We start from the raw sequence: 18,029 nt of genomic DNA on the forward strand, positions 1-18,029 counted from the left end.
GTATAAGTTAAAAGGTCGCGTTTAATCCGAAGGTAAACGTCATGGGTTTTGGGTAATCATGAAACTCAATGCCTTGTGCAAAAGTGTCATCATAAGTAGTAACTTCCGGATCATAGCCACTGTAATCTGTTATTAAGAAAAAGTTTTGGACAGATGCGTACACTCTCAGTCTGCTTAACTTGATCTTTTCCAATGCACTAGAAGGAAGGTTATAACCTAGCATTAAGTTTTTACCGCGAATAAAAGACCCGTCTTCCACTTTATGTGAATCGAGTAAGGTGTCGTAACGTACACCCGCACCTCTTATTTGGGCAATCGGTGTATTTTGATTCTCCGGAGTCCATGCGTTCAAGACCGTGGCATAGCTATTAGCAATACCCGTGCGATCTTCCGATGAATGTTGACTCATGCGGAAAACATCGTTTCCGTAAGAATATTGTAATTCGAGCGTAAGATCAAAATTCTTGTAGCGCAAGGTATTAAAGAAGCCACCATAGAAATCAGGAATACCTTTTCCAAGAATAGTTCTATCCGCGTCATTTATCTGGCCGTCATTATTCAGGTCGCGATACTTGATGTCGCCCGGCAAACGGTTATATCTGGCTGCTTCCGCTTCTTCGGCAGTGCTCCAAGTACCTTCTCTGATCAATCCATAGAAACTACCTACGGGGTTGCCGACACGTAAAATATTACTGTTACTTCCAATGAAGAATGGGTTCATAAATACGTCTTCATTATTTGTACCCAAAGCCGTTACCTCATTCTTTAGATAAGAGAAGTTTAACGCGGTAGTCCAAGAGAAGTCGCCTTTGTCAATATTTACCGTATTGATTCCAAATTCAAATCCACTGTTCTTCATGTCTCCAATATTTGTCATCATGCTTGTGTATCCACTAGAAGCCGGAACAGGTGCGGCAAGAAGTAGGTCAGAAGTTTTCTTAAGATAAGCATCGAAGACAATGTTGATGCGATCATTCAATAAACCCAAATCAAAACCAGCATTATATTGCGCTGTTTTTTCCCATTTTAAGTTCGGGTTTGGTAATGTGCTAATAACGGTTCCGGCTGATAAACGTCCATCAAACACATAATTACCTGATTGTAAGTTGGCTCTAGACAGATAACTATCAATTTCGGAGTTACCGGTTAAACCGTAGCTTAAACGTAACTTCAGATTGCTAACTGTTTCGCTCCCTTTTAAAAAGTCCTCTTCCGAAATACGCCAAGCGGCTGCCGCGGATGGGAAAAAAGCAAACTTATTGTTTTCACCGAAGCGAGATGATCCATCAAAACGACCGGTAAGAGTTAATAAGTACTTATCTTTATAGCCGTAGTTAGCACGGGCAAAATAAGAATTCATTTGATAGTTTTGCACATCGGAAGTAGGCGGCATTGGTGTAGCTCCCATACCAAGGTTATTCCACTGATAAAAGTCGTCAGCGATATCATTAGCCGATGCCTCCCACTCTAATACTTCAAACTTTTGCGCTTCTGTACCTAGCGTTGCACTAATTGTATGATCGCCGAATGTTCTGTTGTAATTGATGTGGTTAGACCATTGCCAAAAGAATGAACTTTCAGCGCCAATTCTTGCAAAAGTTCTTCCTAAACCACCATCGAAGTTCGATAAACTACTTACAAAATAAGGTTGATGTTGGTCGCGTACGTTTGCACCAATAGTTGAAGTAAAGTCTAAGCCTTCCATTAAGGTAACCTTAGCATAGGCATTACCTGTGAATACATTGCGTTTATAAAGACGCGTTATTTCATCAGCTTGTGCCCGAGGGTTGTCACCGGTTTCTAAACCATCATAGTCTTCACGACGACCGTATGTGCCATCAGGATACTTGTAAGGAATGAACGGAACCATTTCAATCATCATGCGGGGTGGGATATTTCCCCCGACACCATCATCCTGTCTGCGTTCTGTGTTGTTAGAGTAACTGATCGTTCCACCAACTTTAAGCCAATCGCGCACTTGATGATCAATAACGGCGCGTGCGCTATATCGTTTTTGAAAACTATTTACAATAATCCCTTGGTCGTCAAAATATCCTAAATAAAGACCATAAGTTGATTTATCGCTTCCTCCTGTAAAAGATAAATTGTGAGATTGACCAATAGCTGTACGGGTTAATAGATCTTGCCAATCTACGTCGTAAAGAGGCTGTCCATCAGCGGTGAACAGTTCTCGGTTGCCGAAAGTGTTGCCAACGGCATAGCGCTTGTGCTTCTCAACAGGGTTTTCATATCGACCCGCTGCAAAGCCTTCCGGGTCATATTTTTGTGCATTTTGATAACCCAAAGCTTCTATCTCCATCCATTCCGCGGAGTTGAGTACATCTTGCTTACGTGTCATTTTGTTCACGGTCATAAAGGCATCATAGTTGATCTGGCTTTGTCCTTTTTTACCGCGTTTGGTAGTGATCATAATAACACCGTTTGCCCCGCGTGTTCCGTAGATCGCCGTTGAAGATGCATCTTTTAGAACATCAACTGATTCGATATCACTTGGGTTGATGGTGGATATATCTTCTGTAAAGATAATTCCATCAACAACGTAAAGTGGCTCATTTGTTGCGTTAATTGAACTAAATCCACGGATACGAACTTGTGTTCTACCACCTGGTCTTCCCGAGTTTGTTGATGCATTAACACCCGCTATCCGACCACTAAGTGCTTGGTTTACGTTTTGTGCCGGGCGCTGCGTTAGTTCTTCAGACTTAACGCCCGCAACGGAACCGGTAATATCTACTTTTCTTTGTGTTCCATATCCGACGACAACCACCTCATCTAAACTTTGGCTATCCTCTTGTAGTGCTACATTTAAATTGGTAGAGCTTCCGACAGTTCTTTCCGTCGTTAAAAAACCTATATAGCTGAATACTAGTATATCAGAAGAAGAAGCTTCAATGGTGAATTGTCCTTTTTCATTGGTAGTAACACCTTTTGAGGATCCTTTTACCAACACAGAAACACCAGGTAAGGGCGTTTGGTCGGTCGCACTGGTAACTGTACCGGCAATTTGTTGTTGCTTCTTATTCGCAAGATAAGTAGCATTGGAAGTTAACCTGTTGGAAGCCGCAGCCTGCGAAGGGCAGAAGGGGATCCCAACAGAAATCAACAAAGCCAAACTTCCTGTTAAGGCTATGTTTTTAATTGGTTTGTTTTTTTGATTGGTCATAAATGCTTAATAATCAGAATGTAAAATGCTTGATTTTGTACGGAATTGTAAATAGATTGTTACTAAATCGCTTTAGGAACGATCTAAAAAAATAAGAAGCGTGGCATTAACCAGCTAAATTGTTTTAGTTTTAAAGGCACAAATTTCGTTCATCATGGTCACCGTGGTTTGTTAGCTTGTTTTATTAATAGTCGGCTAACTTCTTAATAAAAATGTTAATATCAAAGAACTTTTTAAAATTTGTACTGGAATAGGGATGGTTTGAGGATCTTTTTAACAATTATGTGAAAACGATTGCCTTTTTCTTTCTTTAAATATTATCTTTACCACAACCTTATCAGCTAAACAATGCTATTACCAATTGCATAATCAATGAAAAGAAATAGAATCTCCATTAAAGATATTTCGAAGGCCTTAGGGCTTTCCAATACGACCATCTCTTTCATCTTGAATGGGAAGGCCGAGGAAATGCGAATAAGCGCGCAAGTTGCTGAACGTGTTTTAGCTTATGTAAAAGAGGTAGGCTATACACCTAATTACTTAGCAAGAGGCTTGGTGACAGGTAAAACTAATACAATAGGATTTATAGTAGAGAATATTGGCAATCCTTTTTTCTCGCAAATCGCCTCGCTAATAGAAGAACAGGCTTATAATAACGGCTACAAGATAATTTACAGTAGTACAAATGGACAGACAGAAAAGGCGGTTGAACTTATACGGATGTTCAGAGACCGGGGGGTGGATGGCTACATAATTTGTCCTACAGAAGGCCTGGAAGACGAAATCAAACAATTGAGGGAAGAAAATAGGCCAGTTGTACTTTTCGACAGATACTTGCCGAAAATTGATTCCCATTATATAGGAATTAATAATGAAAATGCAATGTATGAAGCCTGCCGGCATTTGGCGAACAAAGGAAAGAAGCATATAGCTTTAATCACGACTGATTCGCAACAAACTCAGATGCTTAGTAGGTTGGAAGGTTACAAAAAATTAATAAAAGAGCGAAATTTGAATGAATATATTTTATACATTCCTTATAGGGAAAGAAAAGAACGATTGTTGTCCGATTTTGAAGAATTTCTAAAGAAAAATCCAATGATCGATAGCGTCTGCTTTGCTACCAATTATTTAGCGGTAGGGGGCTTGGAAGTAATGAGACATCGTAAAATAAAGATTCCGACAAAAATTTCGGTACTAGCATTTGACGATAATGAGGCACTTCGCCTATTTCAACCAGCCATAACTGCGGTTGAACAACCTCTTGAGGATATGGCAAAATTAATTATTGATCGATTGCTTGTTGATTTAAAGCTTGGTAAAGTTACGGATAAAACCTTTCATAAAGAACTATCTGCTCAATTGATTTTAAGAGATTCAACCGAGAAAGCTTAAGTTATGAGCTCCATTTGATAACCGAACATAACAAAGGAGCCGGTTTACTTTTCCCATCTAGGAATGTCTATATCGAAACCGAATAAATCGAGTGCCCGTGCCACGGTGTGGGTAATCATTTCATCGATTGTTTGAGGTTGCATATAGAAGGCTGGCACAGGGGGCATCACAACACCTCCCATTTCAGTTACCTGTAGCATTGTTTTTATGTGCCCAGCATGTAATGGTGTTTCCCTAAAAAGTAGAACCAATCTTCGCCTTTCTTTTAATGTTACATCCGCTGCACGTGATAAAAGCGAGCTGGTTACGCCTGTAGCTATTTCCGACAAGGTTTTTACTGAACAGGGTGCAATTAACATGCCCATCGTTTTAAAAGATCCACTGGAAATAGCAGCCCCAACATCCGACAGGGCATAAACCCTATGGGCCAGCGAAACCACATGTTCATGTTTATAACCCGTTTCATAGGTTCGTACCATTTCGGCGGCCTTGCTTATAATGAGATGTGTTTCAATATCCAGTTCTTGCAGCAGTTCAAGTGCCTTTATTCCATATTGGATCCCCGTGGCTCCACTAATACCTACTATTATTCTTCTTTTAGTCATTTCTTTCAAAGGCTTTACCAACCGATACCGTAATCCTCTCCATGGTTACTGCTCCCTCCCCAAAAGGTGCCATGTTCCTGATCGACAAAGATAGCATTTATCGGTCCACTCGTACGTTCGCCGAAAGTCATGTTGTAGCCCATCTGTTTTAAGGTATTTCTTATTCCCTCTTTAGTGTTGCTATTTAACAAGATGCTTCCCGATTTTGGTACCCTATCTTTCATTTGAGTACCACCCAACGACAGCCAAAGTTGATTGCTGTTAATGTTGGCTGCTTCCGTTGCTTGCTGTACAGTCATGCCGAACTCAACAATATTAAGAAAGAATTGAAGGAGGTTCTGATCCTGTGTATCTCCTCCCTGTACAGCGAAAGCCAGAAACGGCTTGCCATTTTTTAATGCTAAGGAAGGTGTTAATGTCACTCGGGGCCGTTTGCCTGGTTGTATCACGTTGTAAGGATTAACGATTGAATCCAAAACAAAACTTTGTAAGCGTTGGCTCATACCGATTCCGGTATTTCCGGCAATGCAGGCGGGCACCCAACCACCGCTCGGTGTAATTGCAACAAGCCATCCTTCTTTATCCGCTGCAACAACACTAGTAGTCCCTCTCCAAAGTCGATCACGATATAGACTGTCTTCCGCTGTCTCACTGTTTAGTAGGGCTTGATTTGAAGCGTCGTGTTTAGGTACAAAATCCTTAATCTTTTCGTTACTGTTGCTGTCTAGCAACAAAGATCTTTTCTTTAAAAGACCTTTAAACGGATTGCTTTCATTTTGGAACGGAAAGGGATCTCCAGGTAATGCAATCATGAGGTTCCTGTCTTTTGGTATCATTGCTGCCCGTTTTTTGGCGTAATTTTTATCAAGCAACCCACTAATAGGAGGACGTGGCCTGAAGTAAGGATCTCCATAGTAAAAGTCTCTATCTGCGAATGCCAAATTCATTGTTTGATATAGGGTATGAATATATTGAGCAGAATTATATCCCAAATTTTTGAGATCAAAATTTTCGAGAATATTCAAACTCTGTAACAAGGCAGGGCCTTGCGTCCACTCTTGAAGTTTATATACCTCAACCCCACGATAATTTACATGAAGAGGTTCTTCTTCGATGGGTGTCCAGTTCGCCAAGTCGGCCTTTGTAATTAAACCTCCTTGCTCAGCTGAACCGCGTACGAATTCATCGGCAATATCACCTTTGTAAAAGCGATTATAAGCAGCCATAATTGCCTCTTCTCTGTTTTTGCCTTCTTTCAAGGCTTGTTGCTCGGCCTCTACCAGTTTGTTGAGTGTAGCTAACAGCTGTGGTTGACGAAAAATTTCTCCAGCTGCAGGAGCCTCCCGCTTACTACCAAGATGCGGTAGAAAAACGGCTTTACTATAAGGCCATTCTTTTATTTTTTCTTTATTACGTTCAATACTGTTCGCGGTTTGAGCATCAATTGGATACCCAGCGGCCATTTCGATTGAAGGATTCAAAACTTCTTGCAGACTTAGAGAACCATATTTGGCCAACATATAGCAAAGTCCACCTGGCGTACCTGGCGTTATTGCTGCCAAAGGACCGTATTCGGGTGGAAAGTCGTAGCCCTTCGATTTAAAAAAGTCAACAGTCGCGCCGGTAGGGGCAACACCCAAAGCATTGATGGCGATCACTTTCTTCGTTGTCGGGTTATAGATAAGTGCTTGAGTTTCCCCACCCCAACTTAAAACGTCCCACATTGTGCATGTTGCAGCAAGCATGGCACAGGCTGCGTCAACGGCGTTTCCTCCTTTCTGGAAGATCATGGCTCCGGCAGTAGCAGCGAGCGGCTTACCGGTTATCGCCATCCAATTTTTACCGTATAGAGGTGGTTTCTGTGTTTGTTGACTGTAAGAGGCTTTAGTAATTAACAAAAAAATGCAAAGGTATAGGGTAAATGATTTCATAAAAAGTGTCTGTTTTGACGGTGAATCAAATATAGGAAAATTGACCATATAGTGCTAACGAAGGCTTATGGCATAACTGCTGTATTAAACAATAATCATTTTAATGTGTAGAAAAAGAAAGGAGAAGCAATCAAAATGCACGCTTCCGTGTTTATAGAAAAAACATAATATGACCCGTATACCGCTTTATTTACCCAATAAACAAAATGGGAAAAATGTCTTATTGCTTGCTGCTGATATTGGAGGGACAAAAACAAGCCTAGGTACGTTTAAGGTAGAAGATGCACAAATTAAGTTACTACGGGAGCAAACCTTTCCGTCCCGAGATTATTTATCTTTCGATCAGATTTTAGATGAATATTTAAGAAATGATGTTAATTCACCACCTGAAGTGTTATCTATTGGTGTAGCAGGACCCGTGGTAAATAATGCCGTAAAATTGACTAATTTATCATGGAATATTGATGCCAAGATGCTGCAACAAAATAGCGGGTGGAGTAAAGTATGTATATTGAATGACCTGGAAGCAATGGCTTATGGTTTAGCGGGAATTGCAAAAGATGATTTGGCAACGTTATATTCGGGAGAACCTGAGGCCGGGAATATTGCTATCCTAGCACCGGGTACCGGATTGGGAGAAGCAGGGCTTTTTTGGGATGGAAAATTCTATCGGCCTTTTGCTACGGAAGGAGGTCATAGCGAATTCTCGCCGCGTACTGAAACGGATATAGAACTTTTTCATTATTTACGAAACGAAAGTCCGTTGATCAGTTGGGAGCATTTGATTTCGGGGGCCGGGATATACCGAATTTATTCCTTTCTACGGGATGTAAAAGGCTATAAAGAACCTGCTTGGTTGAGCGAAAAATTAACTACGGAAGACCCCGCTGCTGTGGTAAGCCACACAGCAATGCGTGAATTAAACGATGGATGCGTTAAAGCCATGCAGTTATTTGTAAGTTATATGGCTCGAGAAGCCACTAGTTTGGTTCTTAAATTGAAAGCTACAGGTGGTTTATACCTGGGAGGGGGGATTCCTCCAAAAATTTATCCACTCTTACGCGATGAGCTGTTCCGGCAGCAGTTTATCCAAAGTGATCGCATGGAGCTTTTATTGCAGCGTATTCCCATACACCTAATTCTAAAGAACCGAACTGCATTGACGGGAGCAGCATATTATGGAGCCTTTGGTAAAGAGCTATAGTCCCCTGTTATACACGCTCTTCGAGTATTGATAGAATATTGCCGGCAGGGTCTGCAAACCAAGCTATTTTGGGGCCTGGCCCTGTGTCATCGGCATTAGCGATACCTCGTTCGTCGGTGCGAATTTCTCCTGTATATGAAAGGAAATGAACACCGTCGGCAGAAAGTTGATTAACCGTACTGACTATGTCTTCTACCACAAAGTTAAGTACGGTAAAAGTGGCAGGTTGATGATTCTTTTTTGGATAGATAATAATGGTATGACCACCTGTCAAATGAAGTTCGAGCACACCCATCTCGGCACGTGTCACCTGTAATCCTAATGTGTTTTTGTAAAAAGCTTCAGCTTTCTCCATATCATCAGCTGAATAACTGCTGAATGTCTTGCGAGTTTGTAATATCATCTTTGTTTATTTTAAGCGCCTCACCATTCGCAACGCATCTTAGCTGTCCTGCACTGATTGATAACAATAAAATATCAATCTTGTTCTACTCACTTGCCATCGAAACGTTTGTCTCGCAAACGGTTGCGTTTACATTGCTTTTGGTTTTAAGTATTTTAAGCCGTAAAATTGCTCAGAACGCCAATATGGAACCGAAATCGAAAACACTAAATGTATAACTTATTATGAAATCTAATAGATTAATGCGGTGGCTTGCAATAGTTGGTCAAGTAATAATTTTTGTCCTGCCTTTAATGGGATACGCGCAGAATAATACGTTGCCGCCTAACATTATCTATATTTATGCGGACGATCTCGGCTATGGTGACATCAGTCCTTATGGACAGAAAAGAATAAAAACGCCTTATTTGGATCAAATGGCGAAAGAAGGCATGCAATTTACCAATCATTATACAAGCACACCGGTTTGTGCGCCCGCACGTTGTATGCTGCTGACAGGTAAGCATGGTGGCCATTCCTATATTAGGGGAAACTATGAGATGGGTGGTTTTCCGGACAGCTTAGAAGGCGGGCAAATGCCCCTTCCGGAGGGGACTTATACACTTGCTAAAATGCTAAAAAAAGCCGGATATGCGACCGGTTTAATAGGAAAATGGGGATTGGGAATGCATAATACCACCGGTTCTCCCTTAAAGCAGGGCTTCGATTATTATTTTGGTTATTTGGATCAGAAACAAGCGCATAATTATTACCCTTCTCACTTATGGGAAAATGATCAATATGTTAAATTAGGGAATCCGGATATATTTGTGCATCGCCCTGTCGATTCCTTGAAAGCAGATGATACTGATTTTGATTACTTCAAAGGTAATAGCTATGCCCCTGGTCTAATGACAGACAAGGCGCTTCGGTTTATCGAAAGATCTAAAGAGAGGCGTTTTTTTCTTTACCTGCCCTATACGATTCCCCACGTGTCGCTTCAAGCTCCCGAAGAATATGTAAATCAATATAAAGATCGGTTTAACGATCAACCTTATTACGGGCAGCATGGGTATGCGGCCACGAAATATCCCCGAGCAACCTACGCTGCATTGATATCCTATTTGGATGCACAGGTCGGTCTCATTTTACAAAAATTAAAAGAGCTGGGTTTAGATGAACGGACGATTGTTATGTTTTCGAGTGATAACGGGACCGCGTTCAATGGAGGTGTGGATTATACCTTCTTTGATAGTACTGCAGGTTTAAGAGGTCTGAAGATGGATGTTTTTGAAGGAGGAATTAAAGAGCCATTTCTGGTACGATGGCCCGGTAAAATAAAACCAAACAGCAAAACGGACCACGTTTCGGCGCAATACGACTTGATGGCGACTATAGCGGATCTTATCGGAGAGGATGCAGGTAATACAGATGGCATTTCGTTTCTCCCTACTTTGCTTGGGAAAGAGAAAAAACAAAAACAGCATAAATTTCTATACTTTGAATATCCGGAAAAGGGAGGCCAACTGGCAATTCGGAAAGGGGATTGGAAAGCAATCAAGCTTAATATGAAAGGGAATCGAAAAGCGAAATGGATGTTGTTTAATCTTGGAGAGGATCCCCGCGAAACCAATGACCTGGCACAACAGCATGCCGAACTATTGCATGAATTTGATAGAATTGTTGCTCGGGAGCACCAACCTGCTCACATCCTGGATTGGGAGATTATTGATAATAAACTTCAAAATGAGAAAAGGTAGAATTTGAGTGGCCGGTTTAAAAAATCACCATAGCACCGGTTCCCTATTAGGACAACCAATGGGTTTCGAAGATAGGGGTAAACGTGCTTTGTGAAAATTCGAGCAAGAAACGGATTGTAGACCAGTCTTACTTTCCTTAATTTCGACTCATGCAAAATCAGCATTTGATAATACCGGTTAACGGACCTCTTAACTTCAAAGAGTGTTTGTGGTTTCTTGATAGAGGATATGATGACTGTTTGATTCGCATTTATGACGATCATTTTCGAAAGGCGCTGATTGTAGAAAATGAAAAGATCATTTTGGATGTTTTTGGAGATACCGAAGGACTTAAAGTGACAATAGCAGGTAAAGTGTTAGAAGAAGAAACGATTGTTTATATTAAACAGTATTTAGTTGAATGGTTTGATCTTGAAAATAACTTAGAGAATTACTATGCGATTGTATCCTCTTCCGGGAAATTGAACTACATGTCCACCGCTTTTTATGGTTTGCGATTAATCGGTATTCCGGATCTTTTTGAAGCTATTGTTTGGTGCATTATAGGACAACAGATCAATTTGACATTTGCTTATAAAATAAAAAGGCGCTTGGTAGAGGAGTATGGCCGTTGTGTTGTTTATCAGGGCGATACTTATTATGTTTTTCCCTCTCCTCAGGATTTTATAGCCGTAAATCCACAGGACCTACTGAAAATACAACTCTCCAAGAGTAAAGCTAACTATATCATTGAGGTAGCTAAAGCCTTTTTAGAAGGTAGAATCAGTAAGAAAATTGTAGCAGGTTTACCAAGTTTCGAATTGAAACAGCAGTTATTAATGTCTGTGAAGGGAATTGGTCTTTGGACAGCAAATTATGTCTTGATGAAATGTTTACGAGTGCATAATAGCATACCTTACGGAGACGCAGGACTACTGAACGCGCTTGTGAAATTTCATATAATAGAAGACAAAAAAGACTTAGTTGGCACTAAGCAGTTTTTCAGACAGTTTAAGGACTGGGAATCTTACATCGTCTTCTATTTATGGCATAGTCTTTCGAAGGATGCGAAAATTAATTCAGCGCATCATGAAAAATAATACCAAGCGCGTATCGCTGACCGGTATGCAATGGACTCACGCCGTGTTTCATGTTCACTTTATGAAAACCTTTTACTCCCTTTACAGATCGGAAATTTGTAGTGAATATTAATAGGTCGCCTTGATTGAGCTGTAGTACATTAGCCTTTGATTGTGCACGTGGCACCTGTTCGGTGATGACAAATTCACCGCCCGTGTAGTCCTTTCCGATTTGATTGAGCATAATAACCATTTGCAGGGGAAAGTAAACGGTTCCGTATAAATCCTGATGCAAGGTATTAAATCCTCCCTCGTGGTACTTTAATATCAATACCGTAGGTTTCGTCTGTCCCTGCTCATGGCAATGTCTTTGCATTTCATTAAAAGTTGAAGGAAACGCAGCGTTTATTTTTAGTTCATTCATCCAACGATTGGCCACTGATACAATCTTTGGATAAATACCTTCACGCAACGCCAAAATTGGCTCAGGCAAAGGATATTTAAAATACTTATACTCACCCAAACCGAAACGATACCTTTCCATTAGAATGGTCTTTCTGTAACGGGTGTCGTTATCATATGAGTTTATTAGTTCCTCACATAAATCGGTGGAGAAAAGGTTCTTTATAATTACAAAACCCTTTTCATGCAAAGACCTGGAAATGCGGCTCCAATCTTGTGTTTCAATTAATGAAAAAATTTGTTCCATCTTATTTAAAGTAATGTTTTTGAGTTGATTTCCATTTTTCATACGCACTCCGCAGGCAATGGCCACACGGGCGATATCCTTTCGCAACGGCTTCCTGTTCGTCATAGAAAAATACACGATGTGCCACTTTCATACGTTTGCCCGAACCACATGACAATAAACCATATATTTTTTTTGGCCAATAACCTGCCAAGCTGACTTTTTTTTTATGAATTAATGCCCGAAGTTTGATCATTCTCTCTCCTCCGGTTTTGCCAAGTTCAATATGTCGATACATTATAATAAAACATTTCTTCAAAATAAATTAATGTTCAAGTATTGTAAAACCCGAATATTGCTGCTTTTTAAAAAGTACACAGGTTTGCACAATAGTGTGGTTTACTGTAACGGCAATTAAAAAAATTACTTTTCTTTAAAATAAATTAATATATTTACCTAGCGTAAATCGCTAATAATCACTTTCCAATTAATAATAACAGATTATGAAAAACTATTTCGCAGAATTTTTCGGAACTTTCTGGTTGGTTTTTGGCGGCTGTGGCAGCGCGTTGTTTGCTGCGGGTATACCAGATTTAGGCATTGGCTATATGGGAGTAGCGTTTGCTTTCGGTTTAACAGTCCTTACTATGGCCTACGCTGTAGGTCATGTTTCAGGAGGGCATTTTAATCCTGCAGTCTCTATTGGACTTTTAGTAGGCGGCCGTTTTCAGGCCAAGGATTTGCTGCCATACATTCTTTCGCAGGTTTTGGGAGCGCTTGCTGCCGGCGCAATTCTTTATTTAATATTAACCGGCAATGCGAACCCTGTTGCGATTGATAATACGAAGGCAGGGGCGTTTGCAGCAAATGGGTATGGTGTCTTGTCGCCCCATGGTTATCAATTTGGTGCGGCTTTTTTAGCAGAAGCGGTATTAACGGCTTTTTTCCTGATTGTTATACTGGGAGCGACCGATAAGTTTGCGAATGGTAAATTTGCCGGTATAGCCATTGGGTTGGCACTTACTTTAATTCACTTGATTTCAATTCCCATAACAAATACATCGGTGAACCCTGCTCGTTCTACTTCGCAAGCGATAATTGCCGGAGGCGAATATCTTAGTCAGTTATGGTTGTTTTGGGCAGCACCCATAATAGGAGCAATCATAGGAGCCTTAATTTATAAATCACTTATTCAGAAAAGCGACCCAAGCTGATCTTGTAAAAAGGTATATCTTGACAAGCGGGGTAAACAATTTGTTATCCCGCTCGTTACATTGAAGGTTGGCATTAGTGGCCAGTGTCGTTATTATTAGTCATATCGTTTAGCATTTCCAAGATCCCTTCGTTTTTTAAAAGCCAAGTGCCAATCCGGTCGCTTGTGATACCATCTAATAAGATATGGTTAAAGGTTGGTCCGTTTGTTCCGAATTGGGTTTGAAAATGCTTGAATTGAATGGGAGTGATATCTTTTAAATTATGGGCAATTTCTACCAAATGACTTGAAATCACAAAGAGGCTGTTTGGGTGCTTCGAAAAAGCTTCAACTATTAACAATGAACATTCATAGGCATCTTTTACATTGGTACCCCTAAAGAGTTCGTCGAAGATAATAAGTAGATTTTTGCGCGTAGAAAGCTCTTGTGCAACGAATTTTACGCGTAAGACCTCGTTGTAAAAATGGCTGCGTCCCTGTGTTAGGTCGTCCGCAAGATTGATTGTTGTCAGTAAGCCGTTAAACAATCCAGTTGTCATCTTTTTTGCCGGTATAGGAAAACCAATATGAGCGAGATAGGTTGCGATGGCAATTGATTTCATTAATGTCGATTTTCCGGACATATTTACCCCCGTAAGAAAGCATAGATGATTATTCGCTGTTAGGCTGAAGTCGTTAACAATGGGATTGTGTAAAAAGGGATGAAAAACTGCCTTCAGCTCGAGCTTGCTTTTGTCATGTTGGATATATTGGGGAAAAGAGAAGGAATGCTTTTTTGCCGCCAATGCAACGGAATAATAGGCATCTAATTGATAAACATAATTCAGTATGTCCCGAATTTCTTGTCTATAAATTTTCCTTATTAAATAGTCGCAACGTTCTAATCGAATTCCTTTTAACTTCCGGTAATTTTTTTCTAAGCAATTCCTTATGAACGCATCGGCATAGATTGTGTTTATCAATATGGATAAGTTCTTGATAAAAGAAACTTGGCCTTTTTTCTGTAATTCTTGACAAAGCTCGTTCAGGAAAGATATCGTATCCAGTATTTCGATTAAGCCACGCTGCTTATTATATTGTTCCTGTTTCTTTTTATATTGATATTGAATTGATTTTTTCAAGGCTCGAAAGAAGGAATATTTTTTTGGACTATCTGAATTCGCTAAATAAAATTCAATAAAGTCCGTCGGTTCTTTCTGAAAGGATATATTTTCGATTTCCTCGTAAAGAAATCTTAAATCCTCAACCCGTGTTTGTAAGTCATATATGTTCCTGAGCGGCGTTTGAAAGAGTTCTTTTAGGCGTGTTTTACCGCCAAGGGTAGTTGTATAATCGAAGTAAGCATAAACGCTGCGATTGTATTTTGGACTTTCGAAAAGCTGTAAATCGTCTATAGTTTGATTATCAATCAAAAACGTATCATTCATGTTTAGGGTGTTAATCGGCCTTTTCGTTTTAACGTATAAAAACATAATTTGTTGTTCTACTGAAAAGTAGTCTAAATTTCAGAAAATGCGTAAAACAGGAAAAGGCATAATATGATTTTTCTACCTTTGCTGACGAGTCTTGCTACGAATTTCGCAGATACATCGTAAATTATATGAACTTAAATGTTATTCATAGGCGCGTTATCGATTTTTTAACAAAAACGGATAAGCCCGTTTTTTTAACAGGTAAAGCAGGAACGGGCAAGACTACCTTTCTTCACTATCTAAAAACTACTATAGCAAAGAACATCGCGATAGTAGCTCCCACCGCAATAGCTGCTTTAAATGCAGGTGGTGTTACTATCAATTCGCTTTTCCAAATACCTTTCGGTCCGCTGATTCCTCGAAAAGATCTCGGTGATTTCAAAGATCATAAGGCGGTTCGCATGGCGCCCGACAAAGCAAAGATGCTCATCAGTCTACAGTTGCTCATTATTGATGAAATCAGTATGGTTCGCGCAGATGTCATTGACAGAATTGATTTGATTTTGAGAAGTATTAAAGGTTCTGACAGGCCATTTGGCGGCGTTCAGTTACTCATGATTGGCGATCTCTATCAACTACCTCCGGTTTATCAGAATGATTGGCCTATCTTAAAGCAGTATTATACCAGCCCCTATTTTTTCAGTAGTTGGATTTTTGCGTCTTTTCCGTTAGTCAGTTTCGAACTTACGGAAGTTTTTAGGCAGGCAGATCCCACTTTTATTAACATTCTAAACAGCATAAGGGATGGCAATGTCGATGAATCGCTTCTTTCTGTTTTGAATCGGCAATTTAAACCGGGAATGGCTGCTGCCGAGCTGACTGACTATATTACGCTTTCGACACATAATCGCTCTGTGGGAGAGATCAACGAGACCCGCTTAAGAGATTTGGAAGGAGAGATCATGGTTTATAAGGCGATTATTGCCGGCGATTTTCCTAAAGACGCCTATCCTGCTGAACCGGAACTACGTCTTAAGGTGGGTGCGCAAGTTATTTTTATAAAAAACGATCCAAGTGGTAAGAAGCAATATTATAATGGGCGGACGGCTTGCGTTTTAAAGGCAACACACGACAGTATACAGGTCCGCTTTCTAGATGATGACTCTATATTTGACGTGATGCCGGAGACTTGGGAATACACCAAATATGCTCTCAATGAGTTGGAAGGGAAAATAGCGTCATCATCCAATGGTTCTTTTACGCAATATCCAATCAAACTGGCCTGGGCAATTACTATTCATAAGAGTCAAGGTTTGACATTTGATAAAGCGGTGATCGATGTGGAGGCTGCATTTGCACACGGCCAAACATATGTGGCGCTCAGCCGGTGTAGAAATTTGGAAGGATTGATATTAAAGGCACCCGTAAAAGCCGAGAATGTAATGACAGATGCACGCATAACTTCGTTTATGCATCAAAGTCGAATGCAAAGTGAAGAGGCTGACTTGCTAAGCCATGCGATGTTAGAACAGGAGTATAAGTTAATTGCGGATATCTTTGACTTTAAGAACATCGAAATTGAATGGAACCTCTTGAAGTCCATGTTACAATCTTCAGTCAATGAGGTTTCCGTTGCCACTCGTGTGAATGAGATTGAGCAGCTTTTAGTCGATCAGGTGAGAAAAGTGGCTGACAAATTCTTGAGGCGAGAATTGAATAATTTAGATTACCGGCTTCCGTTGGCGCAAGGCAATTTTACACTTCGCTTAAAACAAGCGGTAACCTATTTCAAGCCCAAAGTCGAATTGCTATTGGATATGGTAAAAGAAATACTAACGTTACCAATAGAAGAGGGACTCGACCCTGAATTTTTTGAGATATACAATCAGTTTGTAATGCATCTGAAAGGGAAACTGGCCGTCTTACAGATTGATCCGGTCCAAGTCGATAGCCAAAAATTATCATCAGTATCGATGGAGGCTGCCATAAATTACGTTCCGGTTTATCAAGTAGGAAAAAAAGGGATGAACGAACCTAAAATTAGCGACTTGGTTAATCCCTTATTACTCGACGAAATTTTCGCTTGGCGAACGAAAAATAGCGAAAAGAGAGGGGTTGCAGACTATCTCATTTTGAGTGAACAACTTTGTATCGCTATTGCAGCCAAATCACCAAAATCCTTGGGAGAGTTAGCTCAAATTAAAGGTATAGGGGTCGGAAAAGCCAAAGAATTGGGAGATGAATTTGTGAAGATTATTCGTCAGTTTTACGGAGAACGTGATCTGTTCGGTTAGCGATCCGGAAACTTTTTAATAACTAAACCCTTTTAAGGATTCGTTCGTTAAAAACAAGCCAATTTGCTAGGAAGGGTAGTGGTAAGCCGATCATGCCTATCAAAATTAGGAGTTCTTTTATTGCATTACCTGCCTTAAACTCGCCCTTCGGAGTGCTGCTTAGCGGCACGATCAGGAAATTCATGATAACCCAAATCGAAAAGCCAAAAAAGATACCGGATAACACTTTATATTTCGATATAATCGGAAGCCTATGGTATATTACACAAAAAACTATCGTAAATGAAAGCGCAATACCGTAGTGTAGAAATAATCCGAGGAGAATTGCCGGCATTCCTGTTGAAAAAGCTTCTGAACCAAGTACCCCACTTGCAATATACTTGAAAATAAACAGCGGGTTCTTTCCCGTTTCTAAATAGTATTTTATGAAGGCTGCAGTTATATCCAACGTTCCTACAATTAACCCGACGATAAAAATTCGTACGACCACAGGTAATAACCGTAAATCAGATTGATTTTTCATTGCTATAAATTTGTTTCAATGACCATAAAGGCTTGTCTATTACAAGCAGGCACCGGATTTATTGAGAGAACAGTTGACTTAAATAATATAATGATGATTTCATAACCGGTTATTAACGTAGTGCAAGTGGCAACATCTACACAAAAGAACAAAATTTTGTTTACATTTTGCATTTCCGCACCATTGTTATCGCATTCTATCAACCGAAAAAGAATACAAAACATAAGCGCAGAGATTACTTGGTGTTAAATTACTTTATGTTCTCCCATGGTAATTTGTCCTGGATAAAATAGCGTCATCTCCATTAATAAATGCGCATTAATAAGCGTCCTCATTATTTCTATAAAATCTACGGAATATCAAAAGAATATCTATATTTG

Annotated in this window: 14 protein-coding genes; 6 read left to right on the plus strand and 8 right to left on the minus strand. The window is 40.1% G+C overall.

Features of this window, described 5'->3' with window-relative positions; translation table 11 throughout:
- Positions 1 to 7 precede the first annotated feature (7 nt).
- Positions 8 to 3,184, minus strand: a complete 3,177-nt coding sequence (locus E0E36_RS14340; RefSeq protein ID WP_013668307.1) for a SusC/RagA family TonB-linked outer membrane protein — start codon at positions 3,182 to 3,184, stop codon at positions 8 to 10.
- A 372-nt stretch (positions 3,185 to 3,556) separates the two neighbouring features.
- Between E0E36_RS14340 and E0E36_RS14345 the strand changes: the two genes are divergently transcribed.
- Positions 3,557 to 4,579 carry a LacI family DNA-binding transcriptional regulator gene (locus E0E36_RS14345; protein ID WP_013668306.1) on the plus strand — a complete coding sequence of 341 codons (1,023 nt, stop codon included), beginning with the start codon at positions 3,557 to 3,559 and terminating at the stop codon, positions 4,577 to 4,579.
- 44 nt (positions 4,580 to 4,623) lie between these two features.
- Here E0E36_RS14345 and E0E36_RS14350 read toward each other — a convergent pair whose 3' ends face one another.
- Together E0E36_RS14350 and E0E36_RS14355 are read right to left on the minus strand one after the other, a co-directional pair.
- Entirely contained in the window at positions 4,624 to 5,184 is a 561-nt protein-coding gene (locus tag E0E36_RS14350) for a UbiX family flavin prenyltransferase (RefSeq protein WP_130856508.1), read from the minus strand.
- A gap of 14 nt (positions 5,185 to 5,198) precedes the next feature.
- Entirely contained in the window at positions 5,199 to 7,115 is a 1,917-nt protein-coding gene (locus tag E0E36_RS14355; RefSeq protein ID WP_130856509.1) for a gamma-glutamyltransferase family protein, read from the minus strand.
- Positions 7,116 to 7,284: 169 nt separating this feature from the next.
- On the opposite strand from E0E36_RS14355, the gene glk reads away from it, so the two are divergent.
- Positions 7,285 to 8,319 carry a glucokinase gene (gene glk / locus E0E36_RS14360; RefSeq protein ID WP_013668303.1) on the plus strand — a complete coding sequence of 345 codons (1,035 nt, stop codon included), beginning with the start codon at positions 7,285 to 7,287 and terminating at the stop codon, positions 8,317 to 8,319.
- Between the two features lie 7 nt (positions 8,320 to 8,326).
- On the opposite strand, the gene E0E36_RS14365 is transcribed toward glk, so the two are convergent.
- Complete coding sequence (locus E0E36_RS14365) at positions 8,327 to 8,722, minus strand: VOC family protein (protein WP_130856510.1); 396 nt, start codon at positions 8,720 to 8,722, stop codon at positions 8,327 to 8,329.
- A 224-nt stretch (positions 8,723 to 8,946) separates the two neighbouring features.
- Here E0E36_RS14365 and E0E36_RS14370 point away from each other — a divergent pair, with 224 nt between their 5' ends.
- Together E0E36_RS14370 and E0E36_RS14375 are read left to right on the plus strand one after the other, a co-directional pair.
- Positions 8,947 to 10,461 carry an arylsulfatase gene (locus E0E36_RS14370; protein ID WP_242627219.1) on the plus strand — a complete coding sequence of 505 codons (1,515 nt, stop codon included), beginning with the start codon at positions 8,947 to 8,949 and terminating at the stop codon, positions 10,459 to 10,461.
- Positions 10,462 to 10,610: 149 nt separating this feature from the next.
- A complete protein-coding gene (locus E0E36_RS14375) occupies positions 10,611 to 11,540 on the plus strand; it encodes a DNA-3-methyladenine glycosylase family protein (protein ID WP_130856511.1) in 930 nt (309 codons plus the stop codon).
- On the opposite strand, the gene E0E36_RS14380 is transcribed toward E0E36_RS14375, so the two are convergent.
- Positions 11,515 to 12,333: a 2OG-Fe(II) oxygenase gene (locus E0E36_RS14380; RefSeq protein ID WP_341273588.1), complete on the minus strand. Its 819-nt coding sequence runs from the start codon at positions 12,331 to 12,333 to the stop codon at positions 11,515 to 11,517. The two genes, E0E36_RS14375 and E0E36_RS14380, sit on opposite strands and share 26 nt — an antisense overlap.
- Positions 12,230 to 12,505, minus strand: a complete 276-nt coding sequence (locus tag E0E36_RS28275; protein WP_130856513.1) for an Ada metal-binding domain-containing protein — start codon at positions 12,503 to 12,505, stop codon at positions 12,230 to 12,232. The genes E0E36_RS14380 and E0E36_RS28275 overlap by 104 nt, the downstream gene beginning before the upstream one ends.
- Before the next feature lie 205 nt (positions 12,506 to 12,710).
- Here E0E36_RS28275 and aqpZ point away from each other — a divergent pair, with 205 nt between their 5' ends.
- Positions 12,711 to 13,421 (plus strand): aquaporin Z, encoded by a 711-nt coding sequence (gene aqpZ / locus E0E36_RS14390; protein WP_013668298.1) that lies wholly within the window; start codon positions 12,711 to 12,713, stop codon positions 13,419 to 13,421.
- Positions 13,422 to 13,494: 73 nt separating this feature from the next.
- On the opposite strand, the gene E0E36_RS14395 is transcribed toward aqpZ, so the two are convergent.
- Complete coding sequence (locus E0E36_RS14395; protein ID WP_165446992.1) at positions 13,495 to 14,847, minus strand: MutS-related protein; 1,353 nt, start codon at positions 14,845 to 14,847, stop codon at positions 13,495 to 13,497.
- A gap of 173 nt (positions 14,848 to 15,020) precedes the next feature.
- Between E0E36_RS14395 and E0E36_RS14400 the strand changes: the two genes are divergently transcribed.
- The gene (locus E0E36_RS14400; protein ID WP_130856515.1) at positions 15,021 to 17,126 is read left to right on the plus strand and encodes an HRDC domain-containing protein; all 2,106 of its coding nucleotides are present in this window, start codon (positions 15,021 to 15,023) and stop codon (positions 17,124 to 17,126) included.
- A 22-nt stretch (positions 17,127 to 17,148) separates the two neighbouring features.
- Here the strand turns inward: E0E36_RS14400 and E0E36_RS14405 are convergent, their stop codons facing one another.
- Positions 17,149 to 17,649, minus strand: a complete 501-nt coding sequence (locus E0E36_RS14405; protein ID WP_130856516.1) for a hypothetical protein — start codon at positions 17,647 to 17,649, stop codon at positions 17,149 to 17,151.
- Between the last annotated feature and the right edge of the window lie 380 nt (positions 17,650 to 18,029).

The organism is Olivibacter jilunii (assembly GCF_900607235.1).
GTDB classification, from domain to species: domain Bacteria; phylum Bacteroidota; class Bacteroidia; order Sphingobacteriales; family Sphingobacteriaceae; genus Olivibacter; species Olivibacter oleidegradans.

Bases quoted from the DNA above. Each gene is read 5' to 3' on its own strand.
- E0E36_RS14375 (WP_130856511.1), top strand. From the start codon at position 10,611: ATGCAAAATCAGCATTTGATAATACCGGTTAACGGACCTCTTAACTTC.
- E0E36_RS14345 (WP_013668306.1), top strand. From the start codon at position 3,557: ATGAAAAGAAATAGAATCTCCATTAAAGATATTTCGAAGGCCTTAGGG.
- E0E36_RS14370 (WP_242627219.1), top strand. From the start codon at position 8,947: ATGAAATCTAATAGATTAATGCGGTGGCTTGCAATAGTTGGTCAAGTA.
- E0E36_RS14365 (WP_130856510.1), bottom strand. From the start codon at position 8,722: ATGATATTACAAACTCGCAAGACATTCAGCAGTTATTCAGCTGATGAT.
- aqpZ (WP_013668298.1), top strand. From the start codon at position 12,711: ATGAAAAACTATTTCGCAGAATTTTTCGGAACTTTCTGGTTGGTTTTT.
- glk (WP_013668303.1), top strand. From the start codon at position 7,285: ATGACCCGTATACCGCTTTATTTACCCAATAAACAAAATGGGAAAAAT.
- E0E36_RS14380 (WP_341273588.1), bottom strand. From the start codon at position 12,333: ATGACGAACAGGAAGCCGTTGCGAAAGGATATCGCCCGTGTGGCCATT.
- E0E36_RS14355 (WP_130856509.1), bottom strand. From the start codon at position 7,115: ATGAAATCATTTACCCTATACCTTTGCATTTTTTTGTTAATTACTAAA.
- E0E36_RS28275 (WP_130856513.1), bottom strand. From the start codon at position 12,505: ATGTATCGACATATTGAACTTGGCAAAACCGGAGGAGAGAGAATGATC.
- E0E36_RS14340 (WP_013668307.1), bottom strand. From the start codon at position 3,184: ATGACCAATCAAAAAAACAAACCAATTAAAAACATAGCCTTAACAGGA.
- E0E36_RS14400 (WP_130856515.1), top strand. From the start codon at position 15,021: ATGAACTTAAATGTTATTCATAGGCGCGTTATCGATTTTTTAACAAAA.
- E0E36_RS14395 (WP_165446992.1), bottom strand. From the start codon at position 14,847: ATGAATGATACGTTTTTGATTGATAATCAAACTATAGACGATTTACAG.
- E0E36_RS14405 (WP_130856516.1), bottom strand. From the start codon at position 17,649: ATGAAAAATCAATCTGATTTACGGTTATTACCTGTGGTCGTACGAATT.
- E0E36_RS14350 (WP_130856508.1), bottom strand. From the start codon at position 5,184: ATGACTAAAAGAAGAATAATAGTAGGTATTAGTGGAGCCACGGGGATC.